The organism is Ferrovibrio terrae, from assembly GCF_943371255.1.
In the GTDB taxonomy this organism is placed as follows: Bacteria; Pseudomonadota; Alphaproteobacteria; order Ferrovibrionales; family Ferrovibrionaceae; genus Ferrovibrio; species Ferrovibrio terrae_B.
Genome location: NZ_CALRUC010000057.1, coordinates 16,899 through 27,713, shown reverse-complemented (window position 1 = coordinate 27,713; position 10,815 = coordinate 16,899). Strand labels below are relative to the sequence as shown.

At 65.9% G+C, this 10,815-nt stretch carries 10 protein-coding genes; 4 read left to right on the top strand and 6 right to left on the bottom strand.

Annotation, left to right across the window (positions count from 1 at the left end; translation table 11 throughout):
* Window positions 1-297: hypothetical protein (locus AAG799_RS13220; protein ID WP_341896614.1), on the bottom strand; the 297-nt coding region annotated here is incomplete at its 3' end.
* Window positions 298-415: 118 nt separating this feature from the next.
* On the bottom strand, window positions 416-964 hold the full coding sequence (locus AAG799_RS13215; RefSeq protein WP_341896612.1) for a helix-turn-helix domain-containing protein: 549 nt from the start codon (window positions 962-964) through the stop codon (window positions 416-418).
* A 176-nt stretch (window positions 965-1,140) separates the two neighbouring features.
* Here AAG799_RS13215 and asnB point away from each other — a divergent pair, with 176 nt between their 5' ends.
* From asnB to AAG799_RS13195, 4 genes are all read left to right on the top strand, one after another.
* On the top strand, window positions 1,141-3,084 hold the full coding sequence (asnB, locus tag AAG799_RS13210; protein ID WP_341896610.1) for an asparagine synthase (glutamine-hydrolyzing): 1,944 nt from the start codon (window positions 1,141-1,143) through the stop codon (window positions 3,082-3,084).
* A gap of 218 nt (window positions 3,085-3,302) precedes the next feature.
* Window positions 3,303-4,052, top strand: coding sequence for an electron transfer flavoprotein subunit beta/FixA family protein (locus AAG799_RS13205; protein ID WP_341896608.1), 750 nt, complete (start codon window positions 3,303-3,305; stop codon window positions 4,050-4,052).
* A 1-nt stretch (window position 4,053) separates the two neighbouring features.
* Entirely contained in the window at window positions 4,054-4,989 is a 936-nt protein-coding gene (locus AAG799_RS13200; RefSeq protein ID WP_341896605.1) for an FAD-binding protein, read from the top strand.
* An 18-nt stretch (window positions 4,990-5,007) separates the two neighbouring features.
* Window positions 5,008-5,880, top strand: a complete 873-nt coding sequence (locus AAG799_RS13195; protein ID WP_341896603.1) for a 3-hydroxybutyryl-CoA dehydrogenase — start codon at window positions 5,008-5,010, stop codon at window positions 5,878-5,880.
* Between the two features lie 71 nt (window positions 5,881-5,951).
* On the opposite strand, the gene AAG799_RS13190 is transcribed toward AAG799_RS13195, so the two are convergent.
* The 4 genes from AAG799_RS13190 to AAG799_RS13175 all read right to left on the bottom strand — a co-directional run bounded on the left by AAG799_RS13190 (window position 5,952) and on the right by AAG799_RS13175 (window position 10,808).
* Window positions 5,952-8,387: a TonB-dependent receptor gene (locus AAG799_RS13190; protein ID WP_341896601.1), complete on the bottom strand. Its 2,436-nt coding sequence runs from the start codon at window positions 8,385-8,387 to the stop codon at window positions 5,952-5,954.
* A 156-nt stretch (window positions 8,388-8,543) separates the two neighbouring features.
* Complete coding sequence (locus AAG799_RS13185; protein WP_341896599.1) at window positions 8,544-9,506, bottom strand: FecR family protein; 963 nt, start codon at window positions 9,504-9,506, stop codon at window positions 8,544-8,546.
* Window positions 9,507-9,594: 88 nt separating this feature from the next.
* Window positions 9,595-10,104, bottom strand: a complete 510-nt coding sequence (locus AAG799_RS13180) for an RNA polymerase sigma factor (RefSeq protein WP_341896597.1) — start codon at window positions 10,102-10,104, stop codon at window positions 9,595-9,597.
* Between the two features lie 167 nt (window positions 10,105-10,271).
* Window positions 10,272-10,808, bottom strand: a complete 537-nt coding sequence (locus tag AAG799_RS13175; RefSeq protein WP_341896595.1) for a TlpA disulfide reductase family protein — start codon at window positions 10,806-10,808, stop codon at window positions 10,272-10,274.
* Between the last annotated feature and the right edge of the window lie 7 nt (window positions 10,809-10,815).

The window sequence follows — 10,815 nt, the reverse complement described above, 5'->3', positions numbered from 1 at the left end:
CAGGCTTTCGGGCTGCAGGCCGCGACTGAGCATGGCGCTGCGACCCGCCGCCGCCAGTTGCAGGCCGGCCAGCATCTGCTGCCGCTCCAGCGCCTGTCGCAGGTAGAAGCGGAACCGCAGGCTGCGGCGCAGATGGCGCCAGATGCGGTCTTCCTCCAGCCCGAGGCCGGCGGCGATGGCGCCGGGCTTCTCGCCCTCGGCCAGCCGGCGGGCGACCAGACGCCAGGGAATGGTGACCGGGGATTTGCGGCCCGAGGGGGTGGGGCCAGGGTGCGGGACGGTGACTGGCTCGGACATGGCGAAGCTCCATGCTTGACTGCATGGAACAAATTTAGTACAATAGGAAAAAATGTCAATAAATGCTATAATTCAAGCTGGCGCCCAATGGCATCCTTCATTTGAGCCTCGCCGACGATCACTCGCGCTCGGCCGCGGCGCCGCTCAGCACCGCCGACCGGCCGCCGGGCACATAGCGATAGAGCGTGCTGGCGGCGATGCCGAGTTCGGCCGCCACGCCCTCGATCGTCCGGTTGGGCTGCGCCAGCATCTCGCGCGCCTGCGCCAGACGCGCCGCATCCAGCGCGCGCGGCCGGCCGGCCCGTTTCTCTTCCGGGCTGATCTCCACCAGGCCGGCACGCCGGCGGAATTCCGCGCGGAAATCATGCGGCGCGCCCTGCACGTCCCGGATCGGCACATCCTCGCGCGCGCCGAAATAGATGTTCGTGATCCTGACGCCATTCACCATATCGACCGAGCGCGGATGCTCGGCACTGACCCGACTGTCCAGCGCGGTGCGAATCTCGGCCGCGGCCTTGGCCAGCCGCATGATCCGCCCGAACAGGCCCTTGCCATAGGCTTCATGCGCCGCCATGGCGAGCAGCACCAGATCGCTCTCGGCTTTGCGGAGGATATCCCCCGCCAACATATGCTCTTCGAAATCGAAACGTTCTTTTCTGGCCGGCACGACGTATTCCCGAAATTATTTCTCTAAACTGTGGTTATTTCCCCTTAATAAGAAAATAATTAAGAGAGGGCAACCGTGCAGGACCCGCCGGGGCGGGGACCCAGTCGTCGCTTTACCTCGTCGCCAGCCTCGCCTAAACACAGGGCAGCCCTCCCCGGCCGATAGGACACTCTCTTATGTGCGGCATTGCCGGCTTCCTGACCTGGCGCGAGACCCCGCCCGACCTGTTGGCGACACGGGTGAAGGCGATGACCGATGCCATTGCCTATCGCGGCCCCGATGCCGATACCCGCTGGGTTGACGCGGGCGCCGGCCTGGCGCTGGGCCATCGCCGCCTCGCCATCGTCGACCTGACGCCGACCGGCGCGCAGCCGATGCTGAGCGCCAGCGAGCGCTTCGTGATCTGCTACAACGGCGAAATCTTCAACGCCGCCGAGGTGGCACGCGATCTGCCCGGCGTGAACTGGCGCGGCACATCGGATACCGAAGTGTTGCTGGAGGCCTGCGCCGCCTGGGGTGTCGAGAAAGCCATCCCGCGTTTCATCGGCATGTTTGCCTTTGCCCTGTGGGACCGCAAGGAGCGCGTGATCTGGCTGGTGCGTGACCGGCTGGGCATCAAGCCGGTCTACTGGAGCAAGCAGAATACCGATGAAGGCCCGGCCCTGCTGTTCGGGTCGGAGCTGAAGGCGCTGACCGCCTATCCGGGCTGGGCGCCGCAGCTGGACCCGACCGCGCTCGCCGGCTATCTGCGCTACGGCTATGTGCCGGCGCCGCGCTCGATTCACAGCAATGTGCAGAAGCTGGAGCCCGGCCATATCCTGCGCCTCGATCCCGATGGCCGCGAAACCCTGACCTGCTTCTGGGATCTGCGCCAGATCGCGCGCGACGGCATGCGCAACCGCGATACGCGCAGCGAAGCCGAACAGCTGGAGGTGCTGCACGACCTGCTGAAGGATGCCGTGAAGCGCCGCATGATGGCCGATGTGCCGCTGGGCGCGTTTTTGTCGGGCGGCATAGACTCGTCCACAGTCGTGGCGCTGATGCAGGCGCAGTCGACGCAAGCCGTGAAGACCTTTTCCATCGGCTTCCAGGACAAGGATTTCAACGAGGCCGACCATGCCCGCGCGGTGGCCAAGCATCTGGGCACCGACCATACCGAACTGGTGATCGATCCCGCCCATGCGCGCGATGTGATCCCCGACCTGCCCTTCATGTATGACGAGCCGTTTTCCGATAGCTCGCAAATCCCGACCTATCTTGTCTCCAAGCTGGCGCGCGAACAGGTGACCGTGTCGCTGTCGGGCGATGGCGGCGACGAGATCTTCGCCGGCTATGTGCGCTATCTGGGCATCGACCGGGTGTGGAACGGCGTCGGGCCGCTGCCCGTGCCGCTGCGCCGCGCCGGCGCCGGCATGCTGCAGATGCTGTCGCCCGATGCCTGGGATACGCTGCTGAGCCCGGTGCCCGCGCGCTACAAGCCGAAATTCATCGGCGACAAGATTCACAAGGGCGCCGCCATCCTGGCCGAGGCCGATGCGGATGCCATGTATGGCGCGCTGGTCTCGCAATGGGATGGCGAAGCGATGGTATCAGGTGCCGGCCCGCGCGCCGCGCAGGATACGACGCTGGCCGACGACCTGCCGGAAACCATCGCCCGCCTGCGCTATCGCGACATGACCACCTATCTGCCCGACGACATCCTGACCAAGGTGGACCGTGCCAGCATGGCGGTCGCGCTGGAAGCGCGCGTGCCGCTGCTGGATCACCGCGTGGTCGAATATGCCTGGACCCTGCCGCCCGACCGGCTGCTGGACGGCAACCAGGGGAAAAAGCTGCTGCGGCAGGTGCTCTACAAATACGTGCCGCGCGCGATGGTGGAACGGCCGAAAACCGGCTTCGGCATGCCGGTGGGCGACTGGCTGCGCGGACCGCTGAAGGACTGGGCCGGCGACCTGCTGTCAGACGCCAGCCTGCGGCGCGACGGCCTGATCGATCCGGGCCCGGTGCAACAGCGCTGGCAGGAGCATTTAAGCGGCCGGCGCAACTGGCAGCATGCCCTGTGGACGGTGCTGATGTTCCAGGCTTGGCGCGCGCGCTGGGCTAGTGCTGCGGCGGGCTGAAACTTCTTCCCGCCGGGGGCGAATTTCCCCAGCGGCAGAGGCACTTGGCTGCTGCGTCGGCCCCCTGAAGACGGCATGGCGGTTCGTTGACAGCCCCAAACACGGGTTATAGTGTGCAGCGCGAAAAACGCGTGCGGACACAGATGCAATGCCGCGCGCCGTATCGCCGAATGCCGTTTTTCTCGCAGCTGTAGCACTAACAATCAGGGTTGCTGTCCATGAAGGTTCTGGTCGCGGTCAAGCGCGTGGTGGACTACAACGTCAAGATCCGCGTCAAGGCGGACAAGACGGGTGTGGATCTCGCCAACGTCAAGATGTCGATGAATCCGTTCGACGAAATCGCCGTCGAAGAAGCCGTGCGCCTGAAAGAGGCCGGCATCGCCACTGAAGTCATCGCCGTCTCGATCGGCCCGGCCCAGGCGCAGGAAACCATCCGCACCGCGCTGGCCATGGGCGCCGACCGCGGCATCCTGGTGAAGACCGACGCCGAAGTGCAGCCGCTGGCGGTGGCCAAGATTCTCGCCAAGATCGCCGCGGCCGAACAGCCGCAGCTGGTGATCGTCGGCAAGCAGGCGATCGACGACGACAGCAACCAGACCGGCCAGATGCTGGCGGCCCTGATGGGCTGGCCGCAGGGCACCTTCGCGAACAAGGTGGCGCTGGCTGATGGCAAGACCACGGTGGTGCGCGAAGTGGACGGCGGCCTGGAGACGGTCGAACTCACGCTGCCGGCCGTGGTGACCACTGACCTGCGCCTGAACGAGCCGCGCTATGCGTCGCTGCCCAATATCATGAAGGCGAAGAAGAAGCCGATCGACGAGAAGACGCCCGAGGATTTCGGCGTCGATATCACTGCAAGGCTGAAGACGCTGTCGGTGGAAGAGCCGCCCAAGCGCCAGGCCGGCATCAAGGTGCCGGACGTTGCCACCCTGGTGCAGAAGCTGAAGACCGAAGCGGGAGTGATCTGAGATGAGCGTTCTTGTCCTTGCTGAACACGATAACGCATCGCTGAAGGGTGCGACGCTCAATGCCGTGACTGCCGCCAGCAAGATCGGCGGCGATGTGCATGTGCTGGTCGCCGGCGAGAATGCCGGTGCTGCCGCCGCCGCTGCCGCCAAGGTCGCCGGTGTCGCCAAGGTGATCCATGTGGATGCCGCGCAGTATGGCCATGGCCTGGCCGAGGCGCTGTCCGTGCTGGTCGCCGGCCTGGGCAAGGCCTATGCCGCCATCGTCGCGCCGGAAACCACCTCGGGCAAGAACGTGCTGCCGCGCGTCGCAGCATTGCTCGATGTGATGCAGATTTCCGGCATCGTCGAAGTGAAGTCGGCTGATACCTTCGTGCGCCCGATCTATGCCGGCAACGCCATGGCCACCGTGCAGTCGTCGGATGCCATCAAGGTCATCACCGTGCGCACGACCGGCTTTGCCGCTGCCGCCGCTGAAGGCGGTTCGGCCGCCATCGAGACCGCGCCGGCCGCCACTGATCCGGGCCTGTCGAAGTTCATCGGCCAGGAGCTGCAGAAGTCGGACCGTCCGGAACTGACGGCGGCCAAGATCGTCGTTTCCGGTGGCCGCGGCATGGGTTCGGGCGAGAATTTCAAGCTGATCGAAGCCGTGGCCGACAAGCTGGGGGCCGCTGTCGGCGCCAGCCGCGCCGCCGTCGATGCCGGCTTCGTGCCGAACGACTACCAGGTCGGCCAGACCGGCAAGATCGTGGCGCCGCAGCTCTATATCGCCGTCGGCATCTCGGGTGCGATCCAGCATCTCGCCGGCATGAAGGACTCGAAGGTGATCGTCGCCATCAACAAGGACGAGGAGGCGCCGATCTTCCAGGTGGCCGATTACGGCCTGGTCGGCGACCTGTTCAAGATCCTGCCCGAGCTCGAAGCCGAGCTTGCCAAGTAACCGGAGCCAGAGAACCGCATGATCAAGACCATTGGGGTGATCGGCGCCGGCCAGATGGGCAATGGTATCGCCCATGTCTGCGCGCTGGCCGGCTATGAGGTTGTCCTGCAGGACATCAATACCGTCCAGCTCGACAAGGCGCTGGAGACCATCGGCGGCAACATGAACCGCCAGGTCGCCCGCGGCAAGATCACCGAGGCCGAGAAGGCCAAGGCGCTCAGCCTGATCCGCACCTCGAACGACGTGCGCGCCTTCGCCGAGACCGATTTCATCGTCGAGGCCGCGACCGAAAACGAAGGCCTGAAGAAAAAGATCTTCGCCGATCTCTGCCCGGTGCTGAAGCCGAGCGCGCTGCTGGCGACGAATACTTCGTCGATCTCGGTGACGCGTCTGGCCTCGTCGACCGACCGGCCGGAAAAGTTCATGGGCATGCATTTCATGAACCCGGTGCCGGTGATGGCGCTGGTCGAGCTGATCCGCGGCATCGCCACCGATGAAGACACTTTCAAGCAGGTGCGCGAACTGACCGTGCGGCTGGGCAAGCAGCCGGCCAATTCGGAAGATTTCCCCGCCTTCATCGTCAACCGCATCCTGCTGCCGATGATCAACGAGGCGATCTACACGCTGTATGAAGGTGTCGGCTCGGTGGAAGCCATCGACACCGCCATGCGGCTCGGCGCCAACCACCCGATGGGGCCGCTGCAGCTGGCCGACTTCATCGGCCTCGACACCTGCCTCTCGATCATGCAGGTGCTCTACGAGGGCCTGGCCGACTCCAAGTATCGCCCCTGTCCTCTTCTCGTAAAGTATGTCGAGGCCGGCTGGCTCGGCCGCAAGACCAATCGCGGCTTCTACGACTATCGCGGCGAACATCCGACGCCGACCCGATAAGGGCGGCGCGCTGAAGCGGCGACAATCGGAGACGAAAAAAGGGGCCTTGCGGCCCCTTTTCTTTTTGCGCCTCAGAAATCGAAGCTGGTGGACAGCAGCACGGTGCGCGCCTCGCCCTGGCCGAGTCCGCCGAAGCTGGACACGCCCGACCAGTAGTTGGTGTCGAGGATGTTGCGCACCACCAGGCGCACCGTGGTGGGCGTCTGGCCCAGCGTGGTGGTGTAGCGGGCGCCAAGATCGTAGCGCACCCAGCTGGGGATGCTCTGCGAGTTCTGCGTGTTCACATACTGGCTGCCGGTGTAGATGGCATTGCCGGTCAGCGTCAGGCCCTGCAGGAAGGACGCATCCCATTCCAGGCCCAGATTGCCGAGCAGCTCCGGCACGCCAACCGGGCGGTTGCCGACGGTGGAGGCCGAATTCGTCCGCGTCAGTTCGGCATCGATCAGGGTGATGCCGCCGAGCAGGCGCAGGCTGGGCAGCAGTTCGCCGAAGCCATTCAGCTCCAGCCCGCGATTGCGCTGCTCGCCATCGGCGGAATACACGCTGTTGACCAGCTGGCCGGACGGCTTGGTCAGCTGGAACAGCGCCGCGGTGGCGGCGACGCGGCCGAAATCGACCTTCACGCCGGCCTCATACTGCTTCGAGACATAGGGCGCCATCGCCTCGCCGGCATTGATCGCATTGCTCGGCGCCACATCGCCCTTGCTGAGGCCCTCGATATAGCTGCCGTAGAGCGAGACATGCTGCCACGGCTTGACCACCAGGCCGGCCATCGGCGTGTTGGCGTCTTCGCTGTAGCTGGAGGTGACCGCGCCGGCCGTGCTGAAATTGCGCGAGTCCACCATCTGGTGGCGGATGCCCAGCGTCAGCTGGATGCGTTCATCCAGCAGCGCCAGGGTGTCGGCCAGCGCCACGCCGGTGAGGTCTGTTTCCGACACCTTGGGCAGCGAGCGCGGCTCGGCCACGCTCTGCGCCGGCCGCGCCACCGGATTGTAGATATTCGACAGTACCGCCTGCCCGGCATTGACCGTGCCACGCGAGATCTCGTCATGATAGCGCGTCGCCTGCAGCGTGGCGGTGTGGCTCACCTCGCCGGTCTCGAATTTGCCGCGCAGGCCGCTGTCGCCGACGATGCGGTCGGTTTCCTGCGCCCAGCGCGCCGGCGTCACCGAGGTGTTGCCTGCCGCGTTGAGAATGGTCGGCGCGCCGAACAGGCGGTCGACGCGGGTCTGGCCGCCGCCGAAATTGGCGAACAGCGTGAGCTGATCGTTGAGATCGAGTTCGCCCTTCAGCAGGCCGGCCTGATCGGTGATTTCCGACCATTCCCAGGACTGCGTGATGTTGCGCCGGTTATCCGGCGCATCCGGTGTCGCCAGGCCGGTGGTGAGGAACAGCGGACGCGCGGGCGCGTTGAAATCCTCGGCCTGGTGGATCAGGTCGACCGACCCGCGGAAGCGCTCGGTGCGGTAATCCATCGCCAGCGCGCCGACAGCGGCCGTGCGCGACTGGTTGTCGGCCTGGGTGTCGCCATCATGGTAGCTGCCGTTGAAGCGGATGCCGAATTCGCGGTTCTCGCCATAGCGCCGGCTGACATCGACACGGGTGCCGAACTGCGATTCCTCGCTGTAATCCAGCGTGACGCGGTTGAGATCGGTTTCCAGCGCGCGCTTGGGCACGATGTTGATGCCGCCGCCGACCGCGCTGTTCGGCGCCATGCCGTAGAGCAGCGCGGTGGCGCCCTTGATCACCTCGATCCGCTCGGCATATTCGGTCAGCACCCGGAAGCTGGGCGCGACGCCATAGACGCCATCGAAGGCGGTCTCGCCGACATTGCCTTCGTTGACCGGAAAGCCGCGGATGAAAAACGCATCAAGGATGCCGCCAGCATGGCCGGTGACGCGCACCGACGGATCGTTGCTGACCACCTCGGCCATGCTGACGGCCTGCTGGTCCTCGATCTTGGCGGCGGTGTAGCTGGTGGTGCTGAGCGGCGTATCCATGAAATCACGATTGCCGAGCATGCCGAGCCGGCCGCCGCGTGCCACCTGCCCGCCGGCATAGGGATCGGGCAGCTCGCCGAGCGCCGCGGTGCTGTTGGTCTTGCGGCCTTCGATGGCGATGGTAGGCAGCACCGCCGCGGCGCCGGTCTTCGGCATCTCCACCAGCGTCACCGTGGTCGGATTGGTGAAGCGGTAGGTCAGGCCGGTGCCGGCCAGCAGGCCCTGCAGGGCCGCCTCGGCCGTCAGGCTGCCGGTCACGCCCGGCGACTGCGCGTTGCGTGCCATGCCGGCATCGAAGAAGAACTGCACGCCGGAGATTTCAGTGAAGCGCGCCAGCGCCGTGACCAGCGGCTGGGCCGGAATGGCGAAAGCATGGGTCTGGGCCGCCTGGGCCGCTGCCGGGCTGCTGGCCAGCAGCGGAACCGCCACTGGTGTCGCCAAGGCCGCAAGGCTGCAGAGCACCGCCGCAGCGACCTGGCTGATGCCGCCCTTTATATCCTGAGTCATCCCCGAACCCCTTGAAAGAACAGTGCGAATCTCATGGAGACCGCAATAATTGCAACTGAAACGCGATAGCATGTGAAGCTAAGACGGATGGACGGGGCCGGAACAATTAGTCGGGTATGCAGATTTTTGCCGGCGGCGGATCGGCTGGCCGGCCGGTCAGCGCGCGCGGATGATCACCAGGCGGTCGGTCAGCCTGGTCAGACGCACCGGCAGGGTGGCCGCGATGGTCTGCAGCGCCGCCTCGGCCTGGGCCGCGTGGAAAAAGCCGGTGACCGGCAGGGCGGCGACTGCGGCATCGGCGATCACGATGCGGCCCGGCCGATAGCGGTCGAGATCGGCCACCACCTCGGCCAGCGGCGCCTCCTGGAAGAACAGCCGATCCTGGCGCCAGGACAGCAGCGCGGCGATATCGGCCGCCGCACCGGGTCCGATCCCGCCGGCGCCGTATTGCAGGGCACGGCCCTCGTCCAGGCGCACTGCTTCGTGGCGGCGGCCGCCATCCAACGTGACGGCGACGGCATGCTCGCTCACCGCGACGCGCACGCTGTCCTGCCCGAGCCTGACATCGAAGGCGGTGCCCAGCGCGCGGATCTCGCCGCTGCCGGCCGCCACCACGAAGGGCCGCGCCGCATCGGGCGCCACCTGGAAATAGGCCTGGCCATGATGCAGCGTGACGCGACGCAGGCCGGACTCCATCGCAACCGAAACCGCACTGTCGCCGGCAAGATCAACCACCGAGCCATCGGGGAGCGCAATCACGCGGCGCTCGCCCACAGCGGTGCGATGATCGGCCATGACGGCAGGCGCGGTGGCCAGATACGTGCCGCCGCCCAGCACCAGGGCTGCAGCCGCGGCCTGCTTGAGCCAACTGCGCCGCGACAGCAGCGGTGCCGGTACCGTCTCGCGCAGCGGTTCACGGGCGCGCAACACCGGCACCACGGCATCCATGCGGTGCCAGAGCTGCTCGGTTTCGCTCCAGGCCTGCCGATGCGCCGGGTCGGCCACCAGCCAGGCGGAAAAGGCGTGCCGGTCCGCGTCGCTTACGGCATCGTCGCGCAACAGCACAAACCAGTGCCGCGCTGCCTGCCGGGCCGATATGTGGTCTTCAGACTCCATCATTCCTCGCGCCATCATGGGGGATGGCCTTGGTAGAACGCAGGCCGGCAACCGGCCTACTGAGTGAGACGTTTCGCGGTGCCCGTTACCATTAGTCGGCATCGCGCTGAAAATGCATGTGCAGGTATTCCAGCGCATGGGCCATGTGCACCATCACGGTGTTTTTGGCGATGCCGAGGCGCAGGGCGATCTCGGCATGGCTCAGCTCATGCACCTTGGCCAGAATGAAAACCTCGCGCGCCCGCGGGCTCAGGCCATCGACCGCGCGCAGCAGGCGCTGCAATTCGCTGCGGTCGGCGGCCTGCTGTTCCGGCGAGGGCCGCGGATCGGCATAGAACGGCACCACGGTATCCTGCCCCTGCAGCTCGATGCCGTGCCGGGCGCGACGCAGGTGATCGTTGGCCAGATTGGCGGCAACACGGAACAGATAGCTTTTGGGATTCTCGATCGGCGCGGCATTGGCCGAGGCCGCCCGCAGCCAGGTTTCCTGCGTCAGATCCTCGGCCAGCGCCGCATTGCCCAGCCGACGCAGCAGGAAGCGCTTCAGGCCATCCTGATGATCGAAAAAAGCGGCAAAAAGGCCGTCGCGGAAAGTGGTCATCGTCCCCCGTCTCGGGCGGACGTTAGCTTATTTGAGAATTACTCGCAACTGAGGCAGATTAACACCCACCATCGTCATGCCCGCGAAGGCGGGCATCCAGCCCGGCGGAGAGACTGGGTTCCCGCTTTCGCGGGAACGACGCGTTACGAGCTATTTCTCCGCGATCCCTATTTCTCCGCGATCACCGCGTCGATCAGCTTGAGCGCATCGGCATGGTCCCATTCGGCCCCGCCGATCAGGCGGCCGACCTCGCGGCCCTGGCGGTCGATCAGAATGGTGGTGGGCAGGCCGACGGTGCCCCAGGCGCGACCCGACTTCATGCTGGTATCCAGGGCCGCCGGCAGGCGCATCGCGCCGATCTCGCCGAGGAACTTCTCCACCTTGGCCCGGCCGGCGCGATCCTGCGCCACCGGCAGCACGGTGAAATCCTTGCCACCACGCAGGCCCTGCAGGCGGTCGAGCGCCGGCATCTCCTCACGACAGGGCACACACCAGGTGGCCCAGAGATTGACCAGCACCACCTGGCCCTTATAGGCGTCCAGACTGGTCGGCTTGTCTTCGGGGTCATGGAATTCGGCCGGCGCGACTGGCTTCCGTTCGGCCGAGACGCTAAATTTCCGCATCTCGCCGACGCGCGGGAGTTCAGCCGCCGTCGCGGATTGAACCGCCAGCGCCATCACCGTCATCACCAGAAACCGCATCATACCCGCA